Origin of the sequence: Histidinibacterium lentulum (assembly GCF_003789055.1) — a bacterium.
Taxonomy (GTDB): domain Bacteria; phylum Pseudomonadota; class Alphaproteobacteria; order Rhodobacterales; family Rhodobacteraceae; genus Oceanicola; species Oceanicola lentulus.
In genome coordinates this window covers 61,839-87,377 of sequence record NZ_ML119091.1, presented here as the reverse complement: position 1 = coordinate 87,377, position 25,539 = coordinate 61,839, and the positions used below count along the sequence as shown (strand labels likewise).

Here is a 25,539-nt window from a genome sequence, read left to right as displayed (position 1 = left end):
TGGCACATTGCAGCCAAGTCGGGTGGGCCACAACACCCGCGCAACAAAATTGCGCCGCGATCCTGCGGCGTCGAGCAGGACAGACAGGATGATCGCACGATGATGGGGCCGGGAGTGCGGGCGCTCGTGCTCATGGTGACCGTGATGCTGACCGCCGCAGCGCCGGGGGCAGCGCAGGAATTCGGGCCGGAAACGAACCTGCCCTTGCCGCGCTTCGTGTCGCTCAAGGCATCCGAAGGCAATCTCCGGCGCGGGCCGTCCCTGTCGCACCGGATCGACTGGGTGCTGACACGCCGCAACATGCCGCTGCGCGTGACCGCCGAGTACGGTCACTGGCGCCGTGTCGTCGACCGCGACGGTGTCGGCGGCTGGGTGCATTACTCGCTTCTGTCGGGAAACCGCACGGTCCTCGTCGAGGACGAAACCGTGACGCTCTTCTCCCGTCCCGATCCCTCCAGCACCGAGGTCGCCCGCCTCGAGCGCAATGTCGTGGCGCGGATCGACCGCTGCACCCCCGGCTGGTGCCGCCTCAGCGCCGGAGGCTATCGCGGGTGGGCGCCGCGACAGGGCTACTGGGGCGTCCTGCCGGGCGAAGTGCTCGACTAGCCGCGCCGCCGGGGTCAGGATGGGGTGACGTTCCAGTGACCGGAGTTCGCCCCCGATGCCCAGCACCGACGCCTTCGAAGGCCGCCTTCTCGCACAGCGCAAGATTCTCGCGCGCCTGCTGACGCACCTCGGCGACGCCGAGCTGCGCGCCTTCCTCGAGGAACGCTCGCAGCTGTCGGCCCACGAGGAGGACCCGGGCTCCGACCCGGATCCTGCCTATGCGCTCGAGTCGGCCCTGGCCGAGGAAATGCAGGCGATCCTCGCCGAGTGGGACCGCCTGCGGGACGCCTGACCCGGCTCAGTTCTCCGTCAGCCGCGCATCCGTGGTGAAGAGGTAGTCGCCGCCGCCCGCGCCCTCGTGACAGGCGATGCAGCCTGCGTCGGCGCCCTTGCCGACGAGACCCGCAAGGGCCATGCCCTCCGGGTTCTGGTCCAGCGACCCGTCCGGCAGGTACTTCGCCCAGAACCAGTTGTTGGTCTCGGGATCATAGCCATCCTCGCGCTGGAACATGACCGTGACCGACAAGAGATGCTCCACCGGGTCCTCCAGCACCTCGTCCGCTGTCACGCCTTCGGGTCCGTAGTTTCGCTTGACCACCAGCACGCCGCTATGCCCCTCGACGGTGGCATCGCCGTAGAAGGTCTCCAGCATCATGCCGTGGGGGTCAGTCCCGGGATAGGGCAGCGCCAGCACCGGATCGGTGCCGACAAGGCTCTGCGCGTCCATCGCCTCCCAGAGCGCGGCGGCGTAGTCCTGATCCGCCTCGCTGCCGGCCATCTGCTGGGCCATGGCCATCGTGGCGCAGCCGGTGGCGGCTGTTGCGAGCATCAGTCTGAGCGATGTCATGCGGGTCTCCTTTCAGCGACCCCTCGCCCTCCCCTTCAGTCAACCGAACCGGACCCCGTCCGTCCAGTCACCCTTTCCTGAGGCAAATGAAACACCTGTACCCGTGTCGCCGCGCCGGACGGATATCAGGTCAAGCGGCGTCGAGCAGCCCCCGCCCCTTCAGCAGCGCCTCGACCCCCGGCATCGACCCGCGGAACCGGGTATAGAGAGCCGCCGCCTCGTCCGAGCCTCCCGCCGACAGGACATGCACCTCGAGCCTCCGCGCCGTTTCCGCGTCGAAAGGCCCGCCCGCCTCCTCGAAGGCGGCGAAGGCATCCGCATCCATCACCTCGGACCACATGTAGCTGTAGTAACCGGCAGCATAGCCGTCGCCGGCGAAGACATGGGCGAAATGCGGCGTCGCATGGCGCATCGCGATGGCGCGCGGCATCCCGATCTCCTGCAGAACCTCCGCCTGCCTCTGCATCGGGTCCGCCGGGGCCTCGGGGCCGTGAAACTCCATATCCACCAGCGCCGAGGCGATGTACTCCACCGTCTCGAAGCCCGTGTCGTAGGTCCCGACGGCCAGCAGCCTGTCTCGCAGATCCTCGGGCATCGGCGCGCCGGTTTCGGCATGGGTGGCGAACTCCGCCACCACCTCGGGCACCTCCAGCCAGTGCTCGTAGAGCTGGCTCGGCAGCTCGACGAAATCCCGCGCGACGGACGTGCCCGCGATCTGCGGCCAGGTCACCTCCGACAGCATCTGGTGCAGGGCATGGCCGAATTCGTGAAACAGCGTCCGCGCCTCGTCCCAGGACAGAAGCGCCGGCGTGCCCGCCGCCGGTTTGGAGAAATTGCACACGTTCACCACATGGGGCCGGACCTCGCCACCCAGCTTCCTCTGCCCCCGGAACACGGTGCACCAGGCGCCCGACCTCTTCGATCCCCGCGCGAAATAGTCGCCCACGAAAACGCCCATGTGCCGCCCGTCCCGCGTCACCTCCCAGGCCCGCGCATCCGGATGATGCAGGGCTGCGTCCAGCGGCGCGAACTCCAGACCGAAGAGCCGGTGCGCGACGGAGAACGCCGCCTCGATCATCCGGTCGAGCTGCAGGTACGGTTTCAGCTCCGCCTCGTCGAGATCGTGCTCCTGCCGCCGCCGCCGCTCCGAATAATAGCGCCAGTCCCACGGCTCAAGCGGTCCGGTCTGCCCGTCGGCATGCAGCATCGCCGTCAGCCGCACCTCGTCCTCGAGCGCCCTTGCCCGCGCCGGCTCCCAGACCCGCATCAGAAGGTCGCGCACTGCCTCGGGCCGGCCCGCCATCTCGGTCTCCAGCTTGAACTCGGCGAAACTGTCGTAGCCCAGCAGGTCCGCCCGCTCCGCCCGCAGGGCGAGGATCTCCGCCGCGATGCCACGGTTGTCCGTCTCGCCCCCCATGGCCCCGCGCGAGACCCAGGCCTCCCAGGCCCGCCGCCGCAGGTCCCGGTCGGGGCAGAACTGCAGGAACGGCACGACGAGCGATCGCGACAGCGTCACCACCGGTCCCTCCGCGCCGGCCGCCTCTCCCGCCGCGCGCGCCGCCGAGACGACGAACTCCGGCAGGCCCTTCAGCTCCGCCTCGTCGAGCTCCATCCGCCAGCCCCGTTCATCCGCCAGCAGGTTCTGGGTGAACGCCGTGCCGAGCTCCGCCAGCCGCGCCTTCACCGCCTTCAGCCGCTCCGCCGAGGGTCCCTCCAACTCCGCCCCCGCCCGCACGAAGGACCTGCGCGTGAGGTACAGAACCCGCGCCTCCTCCGGCCCGAGGCCGAGCGCGTCCCGCTCCTGCCACAGCGCCTCGATCCGTCCGAAAAGCGCGCGATTGCCGTGGATGTCCGAGGCATGGTCCGCCAGCCTCGGCGACAGCTCCCGCATCAGGGCCTCCCGTGCCTCCGTGGACTCCGCCCCGGCGATCCCGAAGAAGACGCCCAGCACCCGGTCCAGCTCCTCGCCCGCCTGCGTCAGCGCGCGGATCGTGTTGTCGAACGTCGGAGCCTCCGCGCTCTCCGCGATCCGCCCGACCTCCGCCCGCGCCTGCTCCAGAGCCGCGTCGATCGCGGGTCCGAAATGGGCATCCTCGATCCGGTCGAAGGGCGGCAGGCCGAACGGCGTGTCCCAGGTCTCCGTCAGCGGGTTCGTCATGCTCGGGCCTCCCTTGTCCTGCCCCTACCTAGCCTCCGGGCCCGGCCGCGCCCAGCCCGCAGGCCGGACAATCGGCCCGCCGCGCGGCCCCGATGATCCGCGTCTCCGCATGGAGCGCATCGTAAAGGAGGACCCGCCCGCGCAGGGGGGTGCCCGCATCTGTCAGCACCTTGACCGCCTCGACAGCCATCATCGACCCCATCACCCCCGGCAGAGGACCCAGGACCCCCGCCTCGGCACAGGCCGGCGCCAGTTCCGGGGCCGCCGCCACCGGAAAGACGCATTCGTAGCAGGGCGCGCCCCTCGCCGGATCCCAGACGGAGATCTGCCCCTCCCACTGCGTCAGCGCCGCCCCGACCACCGGCAGGCCCAGCCGCGCCGCCACCCGGTTCACCAGATACCGCGTCTCGCTGTTGTCCGACCCGTCGAGCACCAGGTCGTAATCGGCGAAAAGACCCTCCGCGATCTCCTCCGTGAGCCTGCGGTGATAGGGCCTCACGGTCACGAACGGGTTGAGCTCGGCCAGCGCGCCCTGCGCGGAAAACACCTTCGGCATTCCGATCCGCGCGTCGCGGTGGATCACCTGCCGCTGCAGGTTGGAGCCGTCCACCTCGTCGCCGTCGATCACCCCCAGCGTGCCCACGCCCGCCGCCCCGAGATAAAGGAGCGCCGGCGCGCCCAGCCCGCCCGCGCCCACGACCAGCACCCTGGAGCGCTTCAGCCGCGCCTGCCCCGGCCCGCCGATCTCGCGCAGCACCATGTGCCTGGCGTAGCGGTTCAGTTCCACCGGCGAGAAGGTGCCCCCGTCCGGCACCTGCCGCTCCCGCGCCGCCTCGGCCTCCTGCGCCCGCGCCCTGACCCGGCCCAGCCCCGTCGCGTAGAGCCGCACCAGCGCGGCAGCGGCCAGGACCAGCACCCAGAGCGCGGGCGAGGAACCCGTCGCCTCGCGCAGGGGATGGCCCTCCGGCAGCACCACCTGCAGCGCGATCACCGCCACCAGCAGAAGCCCGATCATCGTCCAGCGCGCCTGCCGCGGCGCCCCCATGACCGCCCCGATCCCCCAGAGCGTCCCCGCCATGGCGAGCACCATGATCACGCGCCGCCCTCCCCGCTCCGGCCGCTGCCCGTGGAGCCGAAACCGCCCGCGCCGCGCACGGTTTCTCCCAGCACGGCGCGCGGCTCGAACACCGCCCTGACCGCAGGCGCCACCACGAGCTGCGCGATCCGCGCCCCATGCCCGACCGCGAAAGGCTCCGTCCCCGCGTTCAGCAGAAGGATCCCCAGCTCCCCCCGATAGTCGCTGTCGATCGTGCCCGGCGCGTTCGGCAAGGTGATCCCGTGCTTCAGCGCCAGCCCCGAGCGGGGCCGCACCTGCACCTCCCAGCCCTCGGGAATCTCCATCCGGAAGCCCGCCGGGATCAGCGCCCGCGCCCCGGGCGCCAGCACCACGCCCTCTCGCGCGCCATCGGGAAAATTCGCGCGCACATCCGCGCCTGCCGCCCCCGCGCTCTCGTAGGAGGGCAGCGGCACCTGCGGATCGGCCCCCTCGACCCGGGCGATCCCGATGACGGGCGCGCTCACGCCCCCCTCCTCATCTGGCCTGAAATACTCATCTTTTCCGCCTGCCATCCCGCGACCGCTCCGGATACCGGTCCCTTCCGGGACATGACCGACCCGGGGCCGAGGTCAACCCTCCTGGAGCGCCTCGGCGATCCGCGCCGCCAGCCGGCGCGCCACGGTCTCCTTCGCCATGCGCGGCCAGCGCTCGGTGCCGCCCTCGGTGATGAAGAGAACCTCGTTCTCCGTCCCGCCCATGATGCCCGTCCCCTCGGAGACGTCGTTGGCCAGGATCCAGTCGCACCCCTTCCGTGCGCGCTTGGCCGCGGCATGGGCCTCCACCTCGTCGGTCTCGGCGGCAAAGCCCACGACAAGGCCCGGCCGGTCCGCCCCCAGCCCCGCGATCTCGGCAAGGATGTCCGGGTTCTCCGCCATCCTCAGGACGGGCAGCTCCCCGGTCTTCTTGATCTTCGACGCGCTCGCCTCGGCCACCCGCCAGTCCGCCACCGCCGCGGCGAAGACCGCGGCCTCCACCGGCAGCGCGGCGTGAACGGCCTCGCGCATCTCCGCCGCGGTCCGGACCCGCACCACCTCGACACCCGGGGGCGGCGGCACGTCGGCCGGCCCGGTGACGAAGACGACCTCCGCGCCCAGCTCCGCCAGCGCCCGCCCCAGCGCCGTCCCCTGCGCGCCAGAGGAGCGGTTGGCGATGTAACGCACAGGGTCGATGGGCTCGTGGGTCGGCCCCGAGGTGACCAGGACCCGCCGCCCGGCAAGCGGTCCTTGCCCGAAGGCGCGCGCCACCGCCTCGACGATCTCGAGGGGTTCGGCCATCCGCCCCGGCCCGAATTCCCCGCAGGCCATGTCGCCATCGTTCGGCCCCACGACAAGCACGCCATCCCCCCGCAGCGTCTCCAGGTTTCGCCGGGTGGCGGCGTGCTCCCACATCCGCACGTTCATCGCCGGCGCGATCAGCACGCGCTTGTCCGTCGCCATCAGGAGCGTGGAGGCAAGGTCGTCGGCGTGACCGCCCGCCATCTTCGCCATGAGGTCCGCCGTGCAGGGCGCCACCACCACGAGGTCCGCCGCGCGGCTGAGCTCGATATGCCCCATCTCGGCCTCGTCGGTCAGGTCGAAGAGATCGGAGAACACCCTGCGTCCCGCCAGCGCAGAGACGCTGAGCGGCGTGACCAACTCCCCCGCCGCCCGCGTCATCACCGGCGTGACGGCGCAGCCCCTTTCGCGCAGCCGCCGGATCGTCTCCAGCGCCTTGTAGGCCGCGATCCCGCCGCCGATGATGAGGAGTACATGCCTGCCCGCGACCATGCCGCGACGCTAGCCCCTGCCGCCCACCGCCTCAAGGGCGCCGGCGATCACTGCATGAGGCCGACCGCGCCCAGGACGGCCACCGGCACGAACAGCCAGCCCTGCGGGACCTGCAAATGGCTCGCCCCCTGCCTCAGGACCAGCGCGATACCGACCAGCGCGAACGCCCCCGCCAGGATCGTCGCCGCGACCGCCGCCGTGACGTCTCCGGCGAGACCCGCGCGCAGGAACAGCCCCGCCATCATCGCCAGCGCCACGCTGGTGAAATGCCAGCAGACATAGAGCGTGTCGCGCACGACGGGCGGAAGGCCGCCACCTTCGAGCAAGGGCCGCACCGTGTCGCGCCCTCCGGCAAAAGCATGCACCAGCAGCCAGACCGCCGAGAGAGCCCCGGCACCGAGAAACCACCAATGGCCCATGCCCGCCTCCCATCGTCCCACCCTCAGGATAGGGGTGACGCAAGGGCTTGTCTCTCCCCGGCGTCACCCTGCCGGAATACCCCGACAGCGAGCGATCACCGCAACCGGTCCCCCGATCCGAAGGTGGGACTTCGACCCACCTTCCCCGACCGCCTTTCAGATCGCGTCGGCCAGGGCCTGACCGCCCGAGGTTGTGCAGACGCCGGGGTTGTCCTCCACATGCAGCACCTTCACCACGCCGTCCTCGGCATAGAGCGCGAAGCGCTGCGACCTGCCGTAGAGCCCGGCGGGCGGCGCCGTGAAATCGAGGCCCAGGGCCTTGACGAACTCCCCGCTCGCGTCGCCGAGCATGGTGATGCCCGCCGCCTCGGCGCCGGTCGAGTCGCCCCAGGCCTTCATCACGAATGGATCGTTGACCGCGACGCAGATCACCTCCTCCACGCCCTTCGCCTTCAGCGCGTCCATGGCGCTGATGAAGGACGGGACGTGGGACGTGGTGCAGGTCCCCGTATAGGCCCCCGGCAGGCCGAACAGCGCCACCTTGCGGCCAGCGAACTTCGGGGCCAGCGCCACCTCCTCGGGGCCGTCCGCGCCCATTCTCAGTGCCGTGCCCTCGGGCAGCTTGTCTCCGACCGCGATCGCCATTCCGTCGCCTCCATTGGGTTGTCTTCCGTGCCCCGCCATATAGGGTCCGGGCGGCAGGCTGCGATAGGGGGGTCCGGCAGATGGCGCATTTCGTGGTGATCGGCGCCGGGCAGGCCGGGGCCTCGCTCGTGGCGAAGCTGCGCGCCGCGGGCTTCGCCGGGGAAATCACGCTCATCGGGGCCGAGCCCGTGCCCCCCTACCAGCGCCCGCCGCTGTCGAAGGCCTATCTGCTCGGCGAGATGGAAGAGGCCCGTCTCTACCTGCGCCCCGAGGCGTGGTATGCCGAACAGGCCATAGCACTGCGCACCGCGACAGAGGCCGCCTCCATCGACCCCGCCGCCCGCACCGTGACGCTGACGGACGGCGAGACGCTCTCCTACGACGCCCTCGCCCTCTGCACCGGCTCCCTGCCCCGCCGCCTGCCCGCGTCCATCGGCGGCGATCTCGGCGGCGTCTACACCATGCGGGACCTGCGCGACGCCGAGACCATGGCCCCCGAATTCGCCCCCGGCCGCCATGTCCTGATCGTGGGCGGCGGCTACATCGGCCTCGAGGCCGCCGCCGTCGCCGCGAAGAAGGGCCTTGGCGTCACCCTCGTCGAGATGTCCGACCGCATCCTCGGTCGTGTCGCCGCCTCCCAGACCTCGGATTTCTTCCGCACCCTCCACGCCGGTCATGGCGTGACGATCCGCGAGGGCACCGGCCTCTCCCGCCTGACCGGCGAGGACCGCGTGACCGGCGCCATCCTCTCGGACGGCACGCAGCTCGAGATCGACTTCGCCATCGTCGGCGTGGGCATCGCCCCCGACACGCGACTGGCCGAGGCTGCGGGCCTGACCATCGACAACGGGATCGCCACCGACGCCCGGGCCCGCACCTCCGATCCCCACATCTGGGCTGCGGGCGACTGCGCGAGCTTTCCCTGGAAGGGCGCCCGCATCCGGCTCGAAAGCGTGGGCAACGCCATCGACATGGCCGAATGCGCCGCCCTCAACATGATGGGAGAGGACACGCCCTACACCGCCGCGCCCTGGTTCTGGTCCGACCAATTCGACTGCAAGCTCCAGATCGCCGGGCTGGGAAGCGGCTTCGACGCGATCCACGTCCGCCGCGGCGAAGGCGAGGCCGTCAGCCACTGGTACTACGCGGGCGGCGAGCTGATCGCCGTCGACGCGATGAACGACAGCCGCGCCTACATGGTCGGCAAACGGCTGATCGAGATGGGCAAATCGCCCGATCCCGCCGTGATCGCGGACCCGGAGACGAACCTCAAGGCGCTCCTCAAGGCGTGAGAATCGTCGGGGGCCGTCACCGGGGCCTGCGCCTCGCCGAGCTTGGCAGGGGCGACATGGCAGCGGCGCTCCGCCCCACGCCCGACCGCGTGCGCGAGAGCCTCTTCAACATCCTCTCGAACCGCGGCCTGCCTGCCGGCGCGCGCGTCCTCGACCTGTTCGCGGGCACCGGCGCCCTCGGACTCGAGGCCCTCTCCCGCGGCGCGGAGCATGCCACCTTCGTGGAAACCGGCCGCACCGGGCTCAGGCTGATCGCCGACAACCTCGCCCGCGCCCGGCGCGAGACCGATGCGCTTGTCCTGCCCCGCGACGCGACCCGCCTCGGCCCCTGCGACGGCGCGCCCTTCGATCTGGTGCTCATGGACCCGCCCTATGGCCGCAGCCTGGCCCCCCCGGCGCTCGAGGCGCTCCGCAGCGGCCGCTGGCTCGCCCCCGATGCCCTGGTCGTGGTGGAGGAGGCCGCGGCCTTCGAGCCGCCCCCCGGTTTCACCGTCACCGACCGCCGCCGCTACGGGCAGAGCCACCTCACCTTCCTGACCCCCGGGGACTTGGCCGAATCCGGGGAAGGCTGATAGCCTCGTCCCCATGACCGACGCCAGCTGGACCGACGTCCCCCGCATCGCCCGCGCGCCCGAGGCGAGCGTTCCGCTCCCCGCGCCCGTGCCCTTCGCCGCCCCCGTGCTGATCGGGGACGTGACCACGCCCCTGGCCGGGGAAACCCTGCTCAGCCTGCTGTGGAAACGCCTGGACGACCGACCCTGACGCGCGCCTACCGCACCGCCGCGGCCAGAACTGCGTCCAACGCCCGCGTCTGGTCGTCCGTCAGGCAGCGGTTGTAGGTCACCGTCGCGCCCCAGCCGTCCCGGATCTGAAAGAAATAGGCCCCCGTGCTGCGCCCGATGACGAAGCACCACGACCCGAAATGCCAGATCGCCCCGCGCCCGGCCTCCGACAGCATCACGCCGGGCCCGTAGCGCACCCCGCCGCCCATGGGCGTCGTGGGCCAGTCCCTGCGCGGCGTCAGCCGGGCGGCGAAGCGCGCGAACTCCGGCGCCGACATCTCGAACCCGCCCCAGGGCACGCCTCCGCCGAAGGCCGAATTCACCCGCGCGTCGATCCCCAGGAGTTCGGGGCAGACGTCATGCACGTCCCGCCGCGTGACCACCGCGATCACCGCGCCCAGCACCGCGTAATTCTCGTTGTTGTAGAAGAACCGCTTCGGTCCCGGCGTCCGGCGCAGCGCGGTCTGGGTGACCTGAACCGTCCGGTCGCCGCCGCGCACGCCCCAGGGCGTGGGGCGGCCCTGGGTGCTGTCCTGCATGAGGCCCGAGGAATGGGTGAGCAGCTCCGCCACCGTGATCCGCGCCGCACCCGCCGTCATCTCCAGCGGGGTTCGGCCCAGAAGCTCCCCCATGGTCTGCCCGCGCCAGACCCGCCCCTGCGCCTCCAGCGCCATGATGCAGGCCCCGGTGATGCTCTTCGACAGCGACGCGAGCGGCGCGCGCTCCCCCGGGTCCATGCCGATCCCGAGGCTGCGGACCACCTCGCCGTTCCGCACGATGGCGATGGAGGACCTCCCGATGCCCGTCTGCGCCACCCAGCCGCGCCACGCGGCCTCCAGCCGGTCCGCATCCGCCGCCGCAAGGCCCGCCCAGCACGCGAGCGCGAGGCACAGCGTCAGGACCCTTCCGGTCAGGCCCATGTGGGATGAAACCGCCCCGCCGGCGAGAGGGTGAAGATCTCGGCCCCCTCCGCCGTCACGCCGACCGAATGCTCGAACTGCGCCGAGAGCGACTTGTCCCGCGTCACGGCGGTCCAGTCGTCGGCCAGAACCTTGGTCTCGGGCCGGCCGAGGTTCACCATCGGCTCGATGGTGAAGAACATGCCCTCCTCCAGCTTCGGCCCGGTGCCGGGACGGCCGAAATGGAGGACATTGGGCGGCGCGTGAAAGACGCGGCCCAGCCCATGCCCGCAGAAGTCCCGCACAACGGACATGCGCTGGCGCTCGACGTAACTCTGGATCGCGTGGCCGATGTCGCCGAAGGTGTTGCCCGGCCTCACGGCCTCGATCCCGGCCATCAGCGCATCGTGGGTGACCTCGATCAGCCGCTCGGCCTTCTTCGGAACCTTGCCCGCCGCATACATCCGGCTGGAATCGCCGTACCATCCGTCCACGATCACGGTGACATCGATATTCAGGATATCGCCATCCTTCAGGACCTTGGGGCCCGGGATGCCGTGACAGACGACATGGTTCACGCTGATGCAGCTCGCGTGGCGATAGCCCTTGTAGCCGATCGTCGCGCTGGTGCCCCCCTCGGCCGCGACCCAGTCCGTGATCAGCCGGTCGAGCTCGCCCGTCGTCTGGCCCGGAAAGACGTGATCCGCGATCCGGTCGAGAATGTCGCCCGCCAGGCGCCCGGCGGCACGCATCCCCGCGAAATCCGCGGCCTCGTAGATGCGGATGCCGTCTCTCGTCAGTCTGCCGCTACCGTTGTCCATGGGCGCCACCGTCAACTCTCGCGGGACGATCTAGGCCCTTTGGAGCCAGACCGCCACCCCCGCCGGACCGGAGAGCCCTGCCCAACCGCGGTGACGTGCACCGCCTGCGGTCCCGCATCCACGGGCAGCGGTCCGGCCAGCCGCACGCCCTCCAGCCCGATCTCCGTGCCATGGCACAGCATCTCCACGCCCTCGGCGCGCGCCGCATCGAAGGCCGCGGCATAGGCGGGGTCCAGATCGCCCGCCATCCGGAGCCGCGCGCAATCCGTCCGCTGCACGACGTAGAGCATCACCGCCCGGTCCCCCCGGCGCACCATGTCGGCCAGCTCGCGCAGGTGCCTCGCGCCCCGCTCCGTCACGCAATCGGGAAACTCCGCCCAGTCCCCCTCCCGCCGCAGGTGCACGTTCTTCACCTCGACCCAGGTCCGCCGCTCCCCCTCGATCAGGAAATCCACCCGGCTGCGGGCGCCATAGCGGACCTCCGCCCTCACCTCGCCTTGTCCCGCCAGCGCCGGAACGCGCCCCTCCGCCAGCGCCTCGACAACGATGCGGTTCGGCACGCCCGTATCGATGCCCGCCCGGTGCCCGCCCGGCAGATCACAAAGCCGCCATCCCCAGCGCAGCTTCCGTTTCGGATCGTCGTTCCGCTCCAGCCAGACCCTCAGCCCCGGCTCCTTCAGCCCCAGCATGGCGCCGGGGTTGGGGCAATGGGCCGTGACCACCTCGCCCGTCTCCTCCAGCTCGACATCGGCGAGAAACCGCATGTACCGGCGGATCAGCCGACCGGGCCGCAGGGGAGTGGCAAAGCGCATGTCCGCGCCATATAGACCGGGAAACGACGGAGCAACGCGATGCCAAACCCCACCGCCGCCATGCTGGTGATCGGAGACGAGATCCTCTCGGGCCGCACCCGCGACGCCAACACCCACCACCTCGCCGGCAAGCTCTCCGAGGCCGGCATCGACCTGCGCGAGGCCCGCGTGGTCGGCGACGTCGAAGAGGTCATCGTCGCCGCGATCCGCGCGCTCTCTGGCGCCTACGACCACGTCTTCACCTCGGGCGGCATCGGCCCCACCCATGACGACATCACCGCCGATTGCGTCGCGATTGCCCTCAATGTCCGCATCGGCGTGCGCGACGACGCCCGCGCCCTGCTCCAGGCCCATTACGACCGGACCGGCATCGTCCTGAACGAGGCCCGCCTGCGCATGGCCCGCATCCCCGAGGGCGCCAGCCTGATCGAGAACCCGGTCAGCGCCGCGCCGGGCTTCACCATCGGCAATGTCCATGTCCTCGCCGGCGTGCCCCAGATCTTCGAGGCCATGCTCTTGGGCCTCCTGCCCCGGCTGACGGGCGGCGCGCCGCTTCAGTCGCGCAGCCTGCGCGTGGAACGCGGCGAGGGCGACATCGCCAGCCCCCTGCGCGCTCTCGCCGAAACCTACCCCGACCTCTCCATCGGCTCCTACCCGTTCAACCAGAACGGCGTCTTCGGCTCCAACGTCGTGCTGCGCGGCCCCGATGCCGCCCGGCTCGATGACGCGCTCGCCCGGCTGACGGAGATCGTCGGGCCGCAATGACGCCCGCGGCCCTGAGCGAGATCCTCGACGCGACCTGGCCCGCGTCCGCGGTCGGCCGGTCCGGGGGCTTCACCCTGCGGGGCGACGGAAGCGGCGGCAGGCGGGTCTCCGCGGCCACGGCGGACGGCGCGGTCACCGAGGCCGGTCTCGACGAGGCCGAGACCGCCATGCGCGCCGAAGGCCGCGCGCCGCTCTTCATGGTCCGCGAGGGCGAGATCGCTCTCGACGTCCGGCTCGCGGCGCGCGGCTACGAGATCGCCCATCCCACCCGGCTGATCCGACTCGACATACCCCTGGCCCCTCCTCCGCCCGGCATCGTCCACGCGCACTGGCCGCCGCTCGCGATCCAGCGGGACCTCTGGGCCGCGGGCGGCGTGGGTCCGGACCGCCTCGCGATCATGGCCCGCGCCCGGCCGCCCCGCACCAGTCTCCTCGCCCGCGCGGGTCAGCGCCCCGCCGGAACCGCCTTCGCCGCGCTCTCGGGCCGGGCCGCGATGCTCCACGCGCTGGAAGTGGCCCCTTCGGTCCGACGCCGCGGAATCGGCACGGCCCTCGTCGCCGCCGCCGCCCGATGGGCCGCCCGCCACGGCGCCGCGACTCTCCTGCTGCTCGTCGAGGCAGGAAATACCGCCTCGCTCGCGCTCTGCCGTCGTCTCGGCGCCAGCGAGACCCCGGCCTACCACTACCGCATCGCGGCGCGGCCCGGCTGATGCGCGGCCCGTTTCTCGCCCTTGCCATCGCCCTCGCCGCGGGGCCGCTTGCCGCCCTCGAGCTCGATCTGCCCGCCACGGCCCAGCTTCAGGCGCAGGAAGAGCGTCCGGCCGAATCCGTCCCCATCGCGACCGGTCCCTGGACCCCGTCCACCGGCCCGACGCTCGCCCAGCCCGCCGGCACGATCCGCACCGAGGCCTTCCGCATCGGCGGCGCCACCCTCACGACCCTGCAGATCCTCTCCCCGCTCGCCGCCCAGATCGAGGCCGCCGGCTGGGAGGTCCTCTACACCTGCGAGACCCGCACCTGCGGCGGCTTCGATTTCCGCCATGCGCTCGACGTGTTGCCCGCCCCCGAGATGCACGTCAGCCTCGGCGACTACCGCTACCTGTCCGCCCGCGACGGCGACGACTGGCTCGCCATTCTCGTCAGCCGCGCGGCGGGGGCGGCCCATATCCAGGTGACCCGCGTCAGCCCCGAGGGCGCGCCCCCGCCGCCCGTCTCCACCACCGCCGTCCCGGTCGCGCCGCCGCCCGGCGACTTCGCCGCGGCACTGGAACGGGACGGGCGCGTGGTTCTCTCCGATCTCGTTTTCGCCACCGGCTCGGCGCAGCTCGGCCCCGGCGACTTCGCCAGCCTGCGCGCCCTCGCGGATTACCTCGCCGCCCGCCCGTCCCGCACCGTCGCCCTCGTCGGCCATACCGACGCGCGCGGCGCGCTCGAGGGCAACGTCGCCCTGTCGCGCCAGCGCGCGCAATCCGTCGTGGACCGCCTCGTGTCGGACCACGGCGTGGCCCGCGCCCGCCTGCGCGCCGAAGGAATGGGCTACCTCGCCCCCCTGACGACGAACCTCACGCCCGAGGGGCGCGAGGCCAACCGCCGCGTCGAGGTGATCCTCACCTCGCCCGACTGAAAGACTGGGCTACCAGCGGTCCGGCCCCTTGTCGGCGAACTGGTGGACGAGAAAGTCTATGAAGGCCCGCACCTTGGGCTGGGTGAACCGGCCCGGCGGATAGACCGCGTAGATCCCTTGCGTCTCCACCGGCAGACCCGGGATCGCCTCCTGCACCAGCCCCTGCTCCATCGCATCCGCGTAAAGAAAGGAGGGCAGATAGGCGATGCCCAGGCCCGAAACGCAGGCGTTGAGCAGCGACTGCCCGTCATTGACCGTCAGCCAGCCCGCCGTCCGCACCTGCCGCTTCTCGCCCGAGGGCGCGGTCAGCTTCCAGACCGCCCCGTTCGCCTGGTTCGAATAATGCAGGAGCTTGTGCTCGTTCAGATCGTCGATCCGCTGCGGGTGCCCGTACTGCTGGAAATAGCTGGGGCTCGCGATCATCCGCTTGGTCGTATCCGTCAGCTTGCGCGCGCGGAGCGTGCTGTCCTCCAGCTCGCCGATCCGCACCGCCATGTCGAACCCCTCCGAGATCAGCTCCACATAGCGGTTGTTCAGCACCATGTTCACGGTGATGTCCGGGAACTCCTGCAGGAAATCGCCCAAGATCGGCGAGAGGTGATTCACCCCGAAATCCGTCGCGACCGAGATCCGCAAGAGCCCCGACGGCGCCGACTGCATCGAGGTGACCAGCGCATCCGCCTCGCCCGCGTCGTTCAGCACCCGCCGCGCCCGGTCGTAATAGGCCAGCCCGATCTCGGTGGGACTCACCCGCCGCGTGGTGCGGTTCAGCAGCCGCGCCCCCAGCCGCGCCTCGAGCGACGAGACGTGCTTCGACACGGCGGACTTGCTGATACCCAACTTCTTCGCGGCATCGGTGAACCCTCCCTGGTCCACCACCGTCGCGAAGGCTTCCATCTCGGTCAGACGATCCATGTTCTGGCAGCCTTTCAGACATCCCTCGGACCGATGTGATGACCTCCAATTCCGGCAGCAATTTGCCGGCGCGGGGACAACATTCAGGGTTTTTGCCGATAGATGACCTCTCCGAAACAGAGTCAGAGCGCCGACGCCAGCCTCACCGCCTGGTCGATCGCCCGTTTCGCGTCCAGTTCCGCCGCCACATCCGCGCCGCCGATGACGTGAACCGCGGCCCCCGCCGCCTGCAGCGCGGGCACCAGCCCCCGCTCGGGCTCCTGTCCCGCGCAAATCACCACGGTGTCCGCCGGGATCACCTCCCGCCGCCCGTCAGCGAAGCGCACATGGAGCCCCTCCCCGTCGATCCGCTCGTAGGCGACTCCCGGGACCATCCGCACGCCCTTCATCTTCAGATGCGCCCGGTGGATCCAGCCCGTCGTCTTGCCGAGGCCCCGCCCCGGCTTCTCCGCCTTCCTCTGCAGAAGCGTCACCTCCCTCACCGGCGGCGCGGGCCGCGGCCCCTCCGGGCACAGCCCGCCCGCCACCTCCCCCGGATCGCAGACACCCCATTCCGCCATCCATCCGGGCAGGTCCTCCGTCTGGCTCTCTCCGGTCACGAGAAACGCCGCCACGTCGAACCCGATCCCCCCCGCCCCCACGATGGCCACCCGGCGGCCCACCGGCGCGCCGCGCAGCACCTCGCCGTAGTCCAGCACATGGGGCAGATCCTGCCCCGGAATGCGCGGGTCGCGCGGAACAACGCCCGTGGCGAGGATCACCGCATCCGCCCCCGCCAGCTCCGCCGCCTCCGCCTCAACGCCCAGCCGCAGCGCGACGCCGGCCTCCTCCAGCCGCGCCGCGAACCAGTCCACGAGCCCGTGGAACTCCTCCTTGCCCGGGATCGCCCGCGCGTAGTTGAGCTGCCCCCCGATCCGCGCCTCCCGCTCCCAGAGCGTGACCTCATGCCCCCGCTCGGCCAGGGTGATCGCCGCGGCCATGCCCGCAGGCCCCGCTCCCACCACCGCGATCCGCTTCACGGACTCCGCCCGCACCAGCGGGATCTCCGTCTCGTGGCAGGCCCGCGGATTCACCAGACAGGACGCCACCTTCAGCTCGAACGTATGGTCGAGACAGGCCTGGTTGCAGGCGATGCAGGGCGCGATCTGCCGCGCCCGGCCCGCCCTCGCCTTGGCCATGAAGGCCGCGTCCGCCAGGAACGGCCGCGCCATCGACACGAGGTCGGCACAGCCCTCGGCCAGCACGCGCTCCGCCACGTCGGGCGTGTTGATCCGGTTCGACGTGACCAGCGGCAGCCCGACCTCGCCCCTGAGCTTCTTCGTCACCCAGGCGAAGGCCGCCCTCGGCACGCTGGTGGCGATGGTCGGCACCCGCGCCTCGTGCCAGCCGATGCCCGTGTTCAGGATCGACGCCCCCGCCGCCTCCATGCCCTTCGCAAGCCCGACCACCTCGTCCCAGCTCTGCCCGCCCGGCACGAGGTCCAGCAGGGAGATCCGGTAGATCACGACGAAGTCCCGCCCCACCGCGGCCCGCACCCGCCGCACCGCCTCGAGCGGCGCCCTCTGTCGGTTCCCGATGGAACCGCCCCAGCGGTCCTTTCGCCGGTTCGTGCGCCCGGCGAGGAACTGGTTCAGGAAATACCCCTCCGAGCCCATGATCTCCACGCCGTCATAGGCCGCTTCCCGCGCCCGCGCCGCCGCCGCCGCGATGGCGTCGAGCTGCGCCTCCACCCCGGCATCGTCGAGTTCTCTCGGCGCGAAGGGCGAGATCGGCGACTTCAGCGCCGAAGGCGCCACTGCCTCGGGCGAATAGGCATAGCGCCCCGCATGCAGCACCTGCATCGCGATCAGCCCGCCCGCCTCATGGACCTCCCCGGTCACGCGCCGGTGAGTCTCGATATCCCGGTCGGAGAACAGCCCCGCCGCTCCCGGATAGACTCCGCCTTCCCGGTTCGGCGCCATGCCCCCGGTCACGATCAGCCCCGCGCCGCCGCGTGCCCTTTCGGCATAGAAGGCCGCGAGGCGGCGCCAGTCGCCCAGCTCCTCGAGCCCGGTATGCATCGACCCCATGATCGCCCGGTTCGGCAGGGTCACATGGCCCAGCTCGAGCGGCGCGAAGAGGTGCGGATAGTCGCTCATCTCGCCATCACGCGTCTTCCCGTTCGGCGTCCGGCGCATCGCCGGGCCATCGCGCCGGCATCCCTGCCTTTTCTGGCCGGAAATATCCCGGGGGGAGCCGAAGGCGGGGGGCAGCGCCCCCCTCCGCCCTCTCCGCGGGCGCCGCGCCCCCTCGCAGGGCAGGGCGGGTTTCCAACCAACCGCCTCCCCGCCCTCTCACGCGGTCTCCGTGCAATGTCGCCGGAACGCCCGCTTGAGCATGTCGAGTTCGGCGCGCAACAGCGCCACTTCCGCCCGGATGTCCTCGGTCAGGGCATCGCCCGCAAGGATCGCCACGCTGGCCAGCCGCGCCCCGGTGGCCGCATCCGAGAACAGCACGGTCTGCACCCCGTCCGACAGCACCTCCGAGGGAATCGGCAGCCGCACCAGGTGCCCCTCCGCCACGGGTGTCAGCTCCAGCCCCGGCAGCGACCGCTCGAGATGGGTCGCCACCAGCCGGGGCCGGTCGCTCGCCCCGGTCAGCACGCCTTCCCAGATACCGCCCGTCAGCCGGGTCTTCGTCAGCTGCATCTCGGCCATGGCACTCCCTCAGATATCCGCCCGCGGATAGCGGCAGAAGGTCAGGTCCCGGATCGTGATCTGGTTCATCTCCGGTCCCTCGAAGATCAGGTCGATCCACATCTTCTCCACCCGGCGCTCGTTCAGCTTCGAATAGGCGAGGTCGAACTCCACCATCACCTCGGGCTCGCCCAGCGGGATCTCCCGCACCAGCTGCTCGGTGTTGGGCCCGTGCCGGACGTTGAGCCGGGCGAAGAGCTCGATCGGGTATTCCGTCTCCACGATCGTGTCGAGCCGGATCAGATGTCGTTTCTTTAGCCCCTGCGAGGCCTCGGGCGGCAGGTCCAGCACCACCGACAGGAACGATCCGTCGAACCGGAAGACATCGAGCCGCATCCCGTAGGGCGCCAGATCGGTCTCCCGGGTGTTGCGTACCTGCCGGACGGTCAGCTCGGAAATGGTGCAGTCGTGAAAGACGGTGACCTCTCCGCCGATCTCCTGCCGGCGCTCCACCGCGGCGTGGCCGCGCTCGGGCAGGGCGCCGCGCCACATCTCCGGCCGCCAGGCCCATTCCATCCCGTGCGGCCGCGGGAAGGCGGTGTTGCCCACGAGCGGCAGCGCCAGCCGCTCGTCGGCCACATGCAGGAGCGCGTCCAGATGCTGCCGCAGGGTGCGGGCTTCGGCCTGGCGCCGGCGCAGATCCCGCAAGGTCGAGGTACGCGCGCCCCTGGCCGCCCGGCGCCAGCGCGCGGCCGACATCCGGTTGAGCCATCTCTCCAACGGTCCGGATCGAACCTCGGCCATCCGCCGTTCACCCCCGCCTCATGGTTCCCGTCCGGATCTTGGTGCCAAACCGTTTCGCAAATGGAAACAGTGTGTCGCCTCAGCCCGGCCGGTTCGCCGCCCTGAGCTGCGCCACCGCCTCACCGATCAGCCGTCGCTCCGCATCGGAGCTCAGCACCGCGCCGTCCACCGGACGGATGCTCACCGTCGCCATCCGGTCTCCCAGGTCGAGGAACGCCCGCCAGAGCGGCGGCGGCGGCCCGCCGGCCGCCTCCCGTGCCTCGCTGTAACCGACGAAGACCGTGCCCGGCGCCGTCTGGACCTCCGTGACCCGCACCGGCACGCCCTGCGCGAGAAGTCCGCGTCCCTCCGGCCCCTCGAGCAGCGCCGCCAGCTCCCGCGCGCCCGTGTCGCCCATGGCGCTGCCCGGGGCGCCGACCTGGACGGTCATCAGCGCATCGAGCCGCACCGGGTCGCCGCGCCCCGTGCGCGCGCAGCTCGCCAGGACGGCGAAGCCGCGGTCCGGCGCACTGGCACCCGGATCGACGCAATAGCCCGCAGGCCCCCGCACCGTCACGGCATCCCCGAGAACCTGAAGGCTCTCCCGCCCGGCAGGCGCCATCCCGAGGAACGCGAGCAGGCCGCCGCCCGGATCCGGAGCCGAAGTCGGGGACGCCTCCGGAGACGTGGCCGGGACGGGCGCGCCGCATCCCGACAGCGCCAGCCCGGCGGCCAGCGCGAGGCCGACCGCCGACCGGGTCACTGGTCCGCGTAGACGTGGCTTTCGCCCCGGGCGCCCGGATGCGTCACCGCGCCCAGCCGCGCGCCGCCCACGATCTGCGCGTATTTCCACAGCGCGCCCGAGGTGTAGACCGTGGGCCGCGGCCCGGCCCAGGTCTTCTTGCGCTCCGCCATCTCCTCGTCCGGGACATCGACCGACAGTTCTCCCCTGATCGCGTCGATGGTGATCATGTCGCCGTCCCGGATCAGCCCGATCGGCCCCGCATGGGCCGCCTCCGGGCCGACATGCCCCACGCAGAAGCCGCGCGTCGCGCCGGAGAACCGCCCGTCGGTGATCAGGGCGACCTTCTTGCCCATGCCCTGGCCCGACAGGGCCGCGGTGGTGGCCAGCATCTCGCGCATGCCCGGCCCGCCCGCCGGGCCCTCGTTGCGGATGACGAGGACCTCGCCTTCCTTGTACTGGCGCGACTTCACCGCCTCGAAGGCGTCCTCCTCGCATTCGAAGATCCGCGCGGGCCCGGTGAAGACCTGCTCTTCGCGGCTCATCCCCGCCACCTTCACGATGGCGCCCTCGGGGGCGAGATTGCCCTTGAGCCCGACGACGCCCCCCGTCTTCGACAGCGGCGCGGAGGCAGGGTAGATCACCCGTCCGTCCGCCTCGCGCTCGATCAGGTCGATCTCCTCGCCGATGGTGCGGCCTGTGACGGTCAGGCAGTCCTCGTGGATGAGACCCGCCTTGCGCAGCTCCTTCATCACCACGGGCACGCCCCCCGCCTCGTACATGTCCACGGCGACATATTTGCCGCCCGGCTTCAGGTCGACGAAATAGGGGGTGTCCCGGAAGATGTCGCAGACGTCGAAGAGGTCGAAGTCGATCCCCGCCTCGTGGGCGATGGCCGGCAGGTGCAACCCCGCGTTGGTGGACCCGCCCGTGCAGGCGACGATCCGCGCGGCGTTCTCCAGCGACTTCCGCGTGACGATGTCCCGCGCGCGGATGTTCTTCTCGATCAGCGCCATCACCGCCTCGCCCGAGGCCTGCCCATAGGCGTCACGGCTTTCATAGGGCGCGGGCGCGCCCGCCGAGTTCGGCAGCGCCAGCCCGATCGCCTCCGACACGCAGGCCATGGTGTTGGCGGTGAACTGCCCGCCGCAGGCGCCGGCGCTCGGACAGGCGACCTTTTCCAGCGCGGTCAGCTCCTCGTCGGAATTCTGCCCGGCCTGGTGCCGGCCCACCGCCTCGAACACGTCCTGCACGGTCACGTCCCGGCCCTGGAACTTGCCCGGCATGATCGACCCGCCGTAGATGAAGACCGACGGCACGTTCAGCCGCACCATCGCCATCATCATCCCCGGCAGGGACTTGTCGCAGCCCGCAAGGCCCACCAGCGCGTCGTAGCAATGCCCGCGCATGGTCAGCTCCACCGTGTCCGCGATGGCATCGCGCGAGGCGAGAGAGGACCGCATCCCCTCGTGGCCCATCGCGATCCCGTCGGTGACGGTGATCGTGGTGAACTCCCTCGGCGTGCCGTGGGCGGCCTTGACGCCCAGCTTCACCGCCTGCGCCTGACGGCTGAGCGCGATGTTGCAGGGTGCGGCCTCGTTCCAGCAGGTCGCGACCCCGACGAAGGGCTGCGCGATGTCCTCCTCGGTCATGCCCATGGCGTAGTAATAGGACCGGTGCGGCGCCCGCGCCGGCCCCATGGTCACATGCCGGCTCGGCAGCGTCGTCTTGTCCCACGTCTTCTTCGGCATCGCCCTCGACCTCCCTCGGAACCTGTCCGGCCCGGTCTAGCTTCCGCCCCAAGGTCCCGCAAGCCGCCGAAGGCGCCGCGGCCCGGGCCGGCAGCGCCAGGGCGACCAGACAGAGGAGACAGAGGAGCGGCAGGGCGAGGTCCATCCCCCCGCCTACCACGCGGGGGATGAACAAACCCTCAACCGCTCAGCGCAGGATCACGCGCCGCGGCACCGAGGCGAACTCGCGGCTCCAGACGATCCAGGTCGTCACCACCGTCGCCGCCACCAGCGCCGCCGGTCCCACCAGCCAGGCCGCCGCCGCGATGGCGTAATAGACCGCCTGCAGCCCCCGGTTGAAATTCAGCGCCGCGCGGATGTTCAGCTCCGCCGCTCGCAGCGCCCTCGGCTCGCAATCGGGGTCGGTCACCTCGTTCGGCACCGAGGCCATGACCACCGCGCAATAGCCGAACACCCGGTTCGCCCAGACGAACCGCAGGAACGCCAGCGCCAGCAGCACCGCCACCACGAGAAGCTTCACCTGCCACAGCACCTCCGGATCGCCCTCCTCCGTCAGCCCGGCGGCCAGCCCCGTCAGCGGCGCGGGGTTGCCTGCCAGTGCCAGCACCCCGCCGATGGACAGAAGGACGGTCGAGGCAAAGAACGACGTGCTCTGCCTCAGGCTCGTCAGGATCTGGCTGTCGAAGATGCGCGTCTCCCGCGCCGCCATCATCCGCATCCAGTCGCGCCGGTACTCCGCCATCAGGACCGTCACCGAGGGCCGCCCCTTCGGCGGATGCTCGATCACCCGCGCGATGCCCGCGAAGGAAATCACCAGAAGCGCCAGCGCCAGAAGGTCCCAGGGCCAGAGCAGCCGGAGGAGATCCGGCGCGGACATCAGAACGGCTTGACCACGACGACCCAGAGCACCGCGATCACCACGAGGACCGAAACCTCGTTGAAGACCCGGTACCAGGTCTCGCCGTGCCCGAACCGCCCCCGCATCGCATCCCTGACCAGAAGCCCGGTCCAGACGTAATGGGCGGCGATCACCAGGACGAGCGCCAGCTTCAGCAGCGTCCAGGCGGCGAAACTCCACCAGACCCAGGCAAGCCAGAGCCCCGTGACCAGCGCGATCACCCCGAGGCCCGCGGCGAAGCGGTAGAGCCGGAAGGTGAAATCCCCCGCAGGGCCCATCTTCCCCAGCGACGCGTATTCCCGCTTCCAGTAGATCAGGCCGCGCGGCACGGCGAAGATGCCGGTCATCCAGCCGAGAACGCACAGCAGATGAATGATCTTGACCCAGTCCATGGCGCTGTCGTGCCGGGAAGCCGGGACGGGCACAAGCGCCTGCGACCTTCCGCGCCGCCTTGACCGTTGCGGAGTCCGGCTATTGGTCATATGATTTGACCAATTCAGGCGCCGACAGGCCGAGGAGACCCCGATGGAAATGCCCGCCCCCAGCGCCGCGGTCCTCGCCAAACGCGACCGCATCGTCGAGCGCCTGCGCAAGCTCCTGCCCGCAGACGCGGTGATCGACGATCCCGCCGAGACCCGCGCCTACGAATGCGACGCGCTCACCGCCTATGCCTGCTCCCCCCTCGCCGTCGTCCTTCCCTCCACCACCGAGGAGGTCTCCGCCATCCTCGGCCTCTGCCACGCGGAACAGGTCCCCGTGGTGCCGCGCGGCGCGGGCACGTCGCTCGCGGGCGGCTCCCTGCCCACCGAAGACAGCGTGATCCTCGGCGTGGCGCGCATGACCGAGGTGCTGGAGACCGATTACGACAACCGCTTCATCCGGGTGCAGACCGGCCGGACGAACCTCTCGGTCACCGGCGCGGTGGAGGAGGACGGCTTCTTCTACGCGCCCGATCCGTCGTCGCAGCTCGCCTGCGCCATCGCGGGCAACATCGCGATGAACTCGGGCGGGGCCCATTGCCTGAAATACGGCGTGACGACGAACAACCTCCTTGGCGTGACCCTTGTGCAGATGGACGGCACGGTGCTGGAACTGGGCGGCGCGCATCTCGACCCCGGCGGGCTCGACCTCCTGGGCGTCGTCTGCGGATCGGAGGGCCAGCTCGGCGTGGTGACCGAGGCGACGCTGCGGATCCTGCCGAAACCCGAGGGCGCGCGGCCCGTGCTGATGGGCTTTTTCTCCAACGAGATCGCGGGCGCCTGCGTGTCGGACATCATCAAGGCCGGCGTCCTGCCTGTGGCCATCGAGTTCATGGACCGCCCCTGCATCCGCGCCTGCGAGGCCTTCGCCAAGGCCGGCTACCCGGACGTGGAGGCGCTGCTCATCGTCGAGGTCGAGGGATCGGAGACGGAGATCGAGGAACAGCTCGGCCTGATCCTGCAGATCGCCCGCCGCCACGAGCCCGAGGTGCTGCGCGAGGCCGCCGACGCCGACGAGGCCGCGCGCATCTGGCTCGGACGCAAGTCCGCCTTCGGCGCGATGGGTCAGATCAACGACTACATCTGCCTCGACGGCACCATCCCCGTGTCGAAACTCCCCGAGGTGCTGCGCGGCATCCGCGAGCTGTCCCGGGGCTACGGGCTCGAGGTCGCCAACGTCTTCCACGCGGGCGACGGCAACATGCACCCGCTGATCCTGTTCAACGCCAACGAAGGCGAGCTCGGGAAGGCCGAGGCGCTGGGTGCGGACATCCTCACGCTCTGCGTGGAGGTGGGCGGCTGCCTGACCGGGGAGCACGGCGTCGGCATCGAGAAGCGCGACCTGATGAGCGTGCAATACACCCCCGCCGATCTCGAGGCGCAGATGCGGGTGAAGGACGTGTTCGATCCGGCCTGGCTGCTGAACCCCGCCAAGGTCTTTCCGCTGGCGGCGAGCGCCAGCCGCAGGATCGCGGCGGAATGAGGGATTTCGCCGCCTGCGGCGGCGACCCAAGGGGGGCTCCGCCCCCCGGCCTTCGGCCTCCCCCCGGGATATTTGGAGCCAGAAAAACATGAGACCCGAGAGCGAAGAGGAGCTGGCGCGCCTCGTGGCAGAGGCCGCGGGGCCGCTGCGCATCCGGGGCGGCGGCACGCGGGAGATCGGACGGCCGGTTCCCGGCGAGGTGGTGGAGACGGGGGGCCTGTCGGGCATCACGCTGCACGAGCCCGGCGCACTCACCCTCGTGGCGCGCGCGGGCACGCCGCTGTCGGAGATCGACGCGCAACTGGCGGGCGACGGCCAGCGCCTCGCCTTCGAGCCCATGGACCACCGCCCGCTTCTGGGCACCGCAGGCGCGCCCACCATCGGCGGCGTGATCGCGGCGGGCGTCTCCGGCCCCCGCCGCATCGCCGTGGGCGCGGCCAGGGATTTCCTTCTCGGCGTGCGCTTCGTCGACGGGGCGGGCACGGTGGTGTCGAACGGCGGGCGGGTGATGAAGAACGTCACCGGCTACGATCTGGTGAAGCTGATGGCGGGCTCCTGGGGCACGCTCGGCATCCTCACCGAGGTCTCTCTCAAGGTGCTGGCGAAACCCGCCGCCGAGGCCACGCTGATCGCCCGCGGGCTTTCGGCGACGGAGGGCGTGGCGGCCCTGTCGCGCGCGCTCACCTCGCCCTTCGACGTGACCGGCGCCGCCCATCTCGACGCCGCGACGACGGGGGGCGACAGCGAGACGCGCGTGCGGATCGAGGGGCTCGAGGGCTCCGTCGCCTATCGTCTGAGGGCCCTGCGCAGCGGCGCCCTGCCCGGCTGGGAGACCGCGGAGGGCGAGGCCAGCGCCGCGCTCTGGCGCGAAGTGCGCGACGTGCTGCCCTTCGCCGGGCGGCAGGGCGCCGTCTGGCAGGTCTCGGTGAAACCCACCGACGGGCCTCATGTCTCGCAGGCGCTCCGGGAGGCCGGGATCGAACATGCCGCGCTTTACGACTGGGGCGGCGGGCGCGTCTGGCTGCTCACCCCCGACGCGGGCGACGCGGGCGCGGCCTCCCTGCGTGCCGCCACCCGGGGCCTCGGCGGTCATGCCACGCTCCTGCGCGCCAGCCCCGCCACCCGCGCCGCCGTGCCGCCCTTCCCGCCCCGCGCCAACGGGGTCGCGGCGCTCGACGCCGCGCTGAGGGCGAAGTTCGACCCGCGCGGCATCCTCAATCCCGGCCTCATGGCCTAGGCCGCACCGACGCCCCCCACAGG

At 71.2% G+C, this 25,539-nt stretch carries 28 protein-coding genes; 10 read left to right on the top strand and 18 right to left on the bottom strand.

Annotated features, from left to right (window positions below; translation table 11 throughout):
• The first annotated feature begins 99 nt into the window (after window positions 1-99).
• Complete coding sequence (locus tag EAT49_RS18315) at window positions 100-606, top strand: SH3 domain-containing protein (RefSeq protein WP_123643758.1); 507 nt, start codon at window positions 100-102, stop codon at window positions 604-606.
• 55 nt (window positions 607-661) lie between these two features.
• Entirely contained in the window at window positions 662-898 is a 237-nt protein-coding gene (locus EAT49_RS18310; protein WP_123643757.1) for a hypothetical protein, read from the top strand.
• Between the two features lie 6 nt (window positions 899-904).
• Here EAT49_RS18310 and EAT49_RS18305 read toward each other — a convergent pair whose 3' ends face one another.
• The 7 genes from EAT49_RS18305 to EAT49_RS18275 form a co-directional block, all read right to left on the bottom strand.
• Window positions 905-1,453, bottom strand: a complete 549-nt coding sequence (locus tag EAT49_RS18305) for a hypothetical protein (protein WP_123643756.1) — start codon at window positions 1,451-1,453, stop codon at window positions 905-907.
• 130 nt (window positions 1,454-1,583) lie between these two features.
• A complete protein-coding gene (locus tag EAT49_RS18300; protein ID WP_123643755.1) occupies window positions 1,584-3,611 on the bottom strand; it encodes a M3 family metallopeptidase in 2,028 nt (675 codons plus the stop codon).
• A 28-nt stretch (window positions 3,612-3,639) separates the two neighbouring features.
• On the bottom strand, window positions 3,640-4,707 hold the full coding sequence (locus EAT49_RS18295) for a HesA/MoeB/ThiF family protein (protein WP_123643754.1): 1,068 nt from the start codon (window positions 4,705-4,707) through the stop codon (window positions 3,640-3,642).
• Window positions 4,704-5,192, bottom strand: coding sequence for a dUTP diphosphatase (dut, locus tag EAT49_RS18290; RefSeq protein WP_246003904.1), 489 nt, complete (start codon window positions 5,190-5,192; stop codon window positions 4,704-4,706). Before dut ends, EAT49_RS18295 begins: the two co-directional genes overlap by 4 nt.
• 105 nt (window positions 5,193-5,297) lie before the next feature.
• Window positions 5,298-6,494, bottom strand: a complete 1,197-nt coding sequence (coaBC, locus tag EAT49_RS18285; protein WP_123643752.1) for a bifunctional phosphopantothenoylcysteine decarboxylase/phosphopantothenate--cysteine ligase CoaBC — start codon at window positions 6,492-6,494, stop codon at window positions 5,298-5,300.
• Between the two features lie 47 nt (window positions 6,495-6,541).
• A complete protein-coding gene (locus EAT49_RS18280) occupies window positions 6,542-6,913 on the bottom strand; it encodes a hypothetical protein (RefSeq protein ID WP_123643751.1) in 372 nt (123 codons plus the stop codon).
• A 156-nt stretch (window positions 6,914-7,069) separates the two neighbouring features.
• Window positions 7,070-7,558 carry a peroxiredoxin gene (locus EAT49_RS18275; RefSeq protein WP_123643750.1) on the bottom strand — a complete coding sequence of 163 codons (489 nt, stop codon included), beginning with the start codon at window positions 7,556-7,558 and terminating at the stop codon, window positions 7,070-7,072.
• Between the two features lie 80 nt (window positions 7,559-7,638).
• On the opposite strand from EAT49_RS18275, the gene EAT49_RS18270 reads away from it, so the two are divergent.
• Genes EAT49_RS18270 through EAT49_RS21305 form a run of 3 tightly spaced genes read left to right on the top strand, consistent with a single transcriptional unit; the run spans window position 7,639 to window position 9,612 of the window.
• A complete protein-coding gene (locus EAT49_RS18270; protein ID WP_123643749.1) occupies window positions 7,639-8,850 on the top strand; it encodes an NAD(P)/FAD-dependent oxidoreductase in 1,212 nt (403 codons plus the stop codon).
• A complete protein-coding gene (gene rsmD / locus EAT49_RS18265) occupies window positions 8,847-9,422 on the top strand; it encodes a 16S rRNA (guanine(966)-N(2))-methyltransferase RsmD (protein ID WP_123643748.1) in 576 nt (191 codons plus the stop codon). The genes EAT49_RS18270 and rsmD overlap by 4 nt, the downstream gene beginning before the upstream one ends.
• A gap of 13 nt (window positions 9,423-9,435) precedes the next feature.
• Window positions 9,436-9,612: a hypothetical protein gene (locus EAT49_RS21305; RefSeq protein WP_185020827.1), complete on the top strand. Its 177-nt coding sequence runs from the start codon at window positions 9,436-9,438 to the stop codon at window positions 9,610-9,612.
• A gap of 7 nt (window positions 9,613-9,619) precedes the next feature.
• Here the strand turns inward: EAT49_RS21305 and EAT49_RS18260 are convergent, their stop codons facing one another.
• From EAT49_RS18260 to sfsA, 3 genes are read right to left on the bottom strand one after another with little or no spacing between them, the layout of a single operon-like run.
• Window positions 9,620-10,552 (bottom strand): serine hydrolase domain-containing protein, encoded by a 933-nt coding sequence (locus EAT49_RS18260; RefSeq protein ID WP_123643747.1) that lies wholly within the window; start codon window positions 10,550-10,552, stop codon window positions 9,620-9,622.
• Window positions 10,543-11,352, bottom strand: coding sequence for a type I methionyl aminopeptidase (gene map, locus EAT49_RS18255; RefSeq protein ID WP_123643746.1), 810 nt, complete (start codon window positions 11,350-11,352; stop codon window positions 10,543-10,545). The genes EAT49_RS18260 and map overlap by 10 nt, the downstream gene beginning before the upstream one ends.
• A gap of 11 nt (window positions 11,353-11,363) precedes the next feature.
• The gene (sfsA, locus tag EAT49_RS18250) at window positions 11,364-12,164 is read right to left on the bottom strand and encodes a DNA/RNA nuclease SfsA (protein ID WP_123643745.1); all 801 of its coding nucleotides are present in this window, start codon (window positions 12,162-12,164) and stop codon (window positions 11,364-11,366) included.
• Between the two features lie 39 nt (window positions 12,165-12,203).
• Here sfsA and EAT49_RS18245 point away from each other — a divergent pair, with 39 nt between their 5' ends.
• From EAT49_RS18245 to EAT49_RS18235, 3 genes are read left to right on the top strand one after another with little or no spacing between them, the layout of a single operon-like run.
• Window positions 12,204-12,929 (top strand): competence/damage-inducible protein A, encoded by a 726-nt coding sequence (locus EAT49_RS18245; protein ID WP_123643744.1) that lies wholly within the window; start codon window positions 12,204-12,206, stop codon window positions 12,927-12,929.
• Window positions 12,926-13,639, top strand: coding sequence for a GNAT family N-acetyltransferase (locus EAT49_RS18240; RefSeq protein ID WP_123643743.1), 714 nt, complete (start codon window positions 12,926-12,928; stop codon window positions 13,637-13,639). Before EAT49_RS18245 ends, EAT49_RS18240 begins: the two co-directional genes overlap by 4 nt.
• Window positions 13,639-14,553: an OmpA family protein gene (locus EAT49_RS18235; RefSeq protein WP_246003903.1), complete on the top strand. Its 915-nt coding sequence runs from the start codon at window positions 13,639-13,641 to the stop codon at window positions 14,551-14,553. Before EAT49_RS18240 ends, EAT49_RS18235 begins: the two co-directional genes overlap by 1 nt.
• A gap of 9 nt (window positions 14,554-14,562) precedes the next feature.
• Here the strand turns inward: EAT49_RS18235 and EAT49_RS18230 are convergent, their stop codons facing one another.
• The 8 genes from EAT49_RS18230 to EAT49_RS18195 form a co-directional block, all read right to left on the bottom strand.
• Window positions 14,563-15,468 carry a LysR family transcriptional regulator gene (locus tag EAT49_RS18230; RefSeq protein ID WP_123643742.1) on the bottom strand — a complete coding sequence of 302 codons (906 nt, stop codon included), beginning with the start codon at window positions 15,466-15,468 and terminating at the stop codon, window positions 14,563-14,565.
• Between the two features lie 122 nt (window positions 15,469-15,590).
• Entirely contained in the window at window positions 15,591-17,606 is a 2,016-nt protein-coding gene (locus EAT49_RS18225; RefSeq protein WP_123643741.1) for an FAD-dependent oxidoreductase, read from the bottom strand.
• 195 nt (window positions 17,607-17,801) lie between these two features.
• Window positions 17,802-18,164, bottom strand: a complete 363-nt coding sequence (locus EAT49_RS18220) for a hypothetical protein (RefSeq protein ID WP_123643740.1) — start codon at window positions 18,162-18,164, stop codon at window positions 17,802-17,804.
• Window positions 18,165-18,173: 9 nt separating this feature from the next.
• Window positions 18,174-18,947 carry a DUF6478 family protein gene (locus EAT49_RS18215; protein WP_123643739.1) on the bottom strand — a complete coding sequence of 258 codons (774 nt, stop codon included), beginning with the start codon at window positions 18,945-18,947 and terminating at the stop codon, window positions 18,174-18,176.
• A gap of 79 nt (window positions 18,948-19,026) precedes the next feature.
• Window positions 19,027-19,689, bottom strand: a complete 663-nt coding sequence (locus EAT49_RS18210) for a hypothetical protein (RefSeq protein ID WP_123643738.1) — start codon at window positions 19,687-19,689, stop codon at window positions 19,027-19,029.
• Window positions 19,686-21,419 (bottom strand): dihydroxy-acid dehydratase, encoded by a 1,734-nt coding sequence (gene ilvD / locus EAT49_RS18205; RefSeq protein ID WP_123643737.1) that lies wholly within the window; start codon window positions 21,417-21,419, stop codon window positions 19,686-19,688. Before ilvD ends, EAT49_RS18210 begins: the two co-directional genes overlap by 4 nt.
• A gap of 187 nt (window positions 21,420-21,606) precedes the next feature.
• A complete protein-coding gene (locus EAT49_RS18200) occupies window positions 21,607-22,296 on the bottom strand; it encodes a DUF599 domain-containing protein (protein WP_123643736.1) in 690 nt (229 codons plus the stop codon).
• On the bottom strand, window positions 22,296-22,709 hold the full coding sequence (locus EAT49_RS18195; RefSeq protein WP_123643735.1) for a CopD family protein: 414 nt from the start codon (window positions 22,707-22,709) through the stop codon (window positions 22,296-22,298). The genes EAT49_RS18200 and EAT49_RS18195 overlap by 1 nt, the downstream gene beginning before the upstream one ends.
• 133 nt (window positions 22,710-22,842) lie before the next feature.
• Here EAT49_RS18195 and EAT49_RS18190 point away from each other — a divergent pair, with 133 nt between their 5' ends.
• Together EAT49_RS18190 and EAT49_RS18185 are read left to right on the top strand one after the other, a co-directional pair.
• Window positions 22,843-24,279: an FAD-linked oxidase C-terminal domain-containing protein gene (locus EAT49_RS18190; protein ID WP_123643734.1), complete on the top strand. Its 1,437-nt coding sequence runs from the start codon at window positions 22,843-22,845 to the stop codon at window positions 24,277-24,279.
• Window positions 24,280-24,367: 88 nt separating this feature from the next.
• On the top strand, window positions 24,368-25,516 hold the full coding sequence (locus tag EAT49_RS18185) for an FAD-binding protein (protein ID WP_123643733.1): 1,149 nt from the start codon (window positions 24,368-24,370) through the stop codon (window positions 25,514-25,516).
• Window positions 25,517-25,539: the final 23 nt, after the last annotated feature.

Coding starts and splice junctions, on each gene's coding strand:
- EAT49_RS18315 (WP_123643758.1), top strand. CDS start 100: ATGATGGGGCCGGGAGTGCGGGCGCTCGTGCTCATGGTGACCGTGATG.
- EAT49_RS18310 (WP_123643757.1), top strand. CDS start 662: ATGCCCAGCACCGACGCCTTCGAAGGCCGCCTTCTCGCACAGCGCAAG.
- EAT49_RS18305 (WP_123643756.1), bottom strand. CDS start 1,453: ATGACATCGCTCAGACTGATGCTCGCAACAGCCGCCACCGGCTGCGCC.
- EAT49_RS18300 (WP_123643755.1), bottom strand. CDS start 3,611: ATGACGAACCCGCTGACGGAGACCTGGGACACGCCGTTCGGCCTGCCG.
- coaBC (WP_123643752.1), bottom strand. CDS start 6,494: ATGGTCGCGGGCAGGCATGTACTCCTCATCATCGGCGGCGGGATCGCG.
- EAT49_RS18280 (WP_123643751.1), bottom strand. CDS start 6,913: ATGGGCCATTGGTGGTTTCTCGGTGCCGGGGCTCTCTCGGCGGTCTGG.
- EAT49_RS18275 (WP_123643750.1), bottom strand. CDS start 7,558: ATGGCGATCGCGGTCGGAGACAAGCTGCCCGAGGGCACGGCACTGAGA.
- EAT49_RS18270 (WP_123643749.1), top strand. CDS start 7,639: ATGGCGCATTTCGTGGTGATCGGCGCCGGGCAGGCCGGGGCCTCGCTC.
- EAT49_RS21305 (WP_185020827.1), top strand. CDS start 9,436: ATGACCGACGCCAGCTGGACCGACGTCCCCCGCATCGCCCGCGCGCCC.
- EAT49_RS18260 (WP_123643747.1), bottom strand. CDS start 10,552: ATGGGCCTGACCGGAAGGGTCCTGACGCTGTGCCTCGCGCTCGCGTGC.
- map (WP_123643746.1), bottom strand. CDS start 11,352: ATGGACAACGGTAGCGGCAGACTGACGAGAGACGGCATCCGCATCTAC.
- sfsA (WP_123643745.1), bottom strand. CDS start 12,164: ATGCGCTTTGCCACTCCCCTGCGGCCCGGTCGGCTGATCCGCCGGTAC.
- EAT49_RS18245 (WP_123643744.1), top strand. CDS start 12,204: ATGCCAAACCCCACCGCCGCCATGCTGGTGATCGGAGACGAGATCCTC.
- EAT49_RS18240 (WP_123643743.1), top strand. CDS start 12,926: ATGACGCCCGCGGCCCTGAGCGAGATCCTCGACGCGACCTGGCCCGCG.
- EAT49_RS18235 (WP_246003903.1), top strand. CDS start 13,639: ATGCGCGGCCCGTTTCTCGCCCTTGCCATCGCCCTCGCCGCGGGGCCG.
- EAT49_RS18230 (WP_123643742.1), bottom strand. CDS start 15,468: ATGGATCGTCTGACCGAGATGGAAGCCTTCGCGACGGTGGTGGACCAG.
- EAT49_RS18225 (WP_123643741.1), bottom strand. CDS start 17,606: ATGAGCGACTATCCGCACCTCTTCGCGCCGCTCGAGCTGGGCCATGTG.
- EAT49_RS18220 (WP_123643740.1), bottom strand. CDS start 18,164: ATGGCCGAGATGCAGCTGACGAAGACCCGGCTGACGGGCGGTATCTGG.
- EAT49_RS18215 (WP_123643739.1), bottom strand. CDS start 18,947: ATGGCCGAGGTTCGATCCGGACCGTTGGAGAGATGGCTCAACCGGATG.
- ilvD (WP_123643737.1), bottom strand. CDS start 21,419: ATGCCGAAGAAGACGTGGGACAAGACGACGCTGCCGAGCCGGCATGTG.
- EAT49_RS18200 (WP_123643736.1), bottom strand. CDS start 22,296: ATGTCCGCGCCGGATCTCCTCCGGCTGCTCTGGCCCTGGGACCTTCTG.
- EAT49_RS18195 (WP_123643735.1), bottom strand. CDS start 22,709: ATGGACTGGGTCAAGATCATTCATCTGCTGTGCGTTCTCGGCTGGATG.
- EAT49_RS18190 (WP_123643734.1), top strand. CDS start 22,843: ATGGAAATGCCCGCCCCCAGCGCCGCGGTCCTCGCCAAACGCGACCGC.
- EAT49_RS18185 (WP_123643733.1), top strand. CDS start 24,368: ATGAGACCCGAGAGCGAAGAGGAGCTGGCGCGCCTCGTGGCAGAGGCC.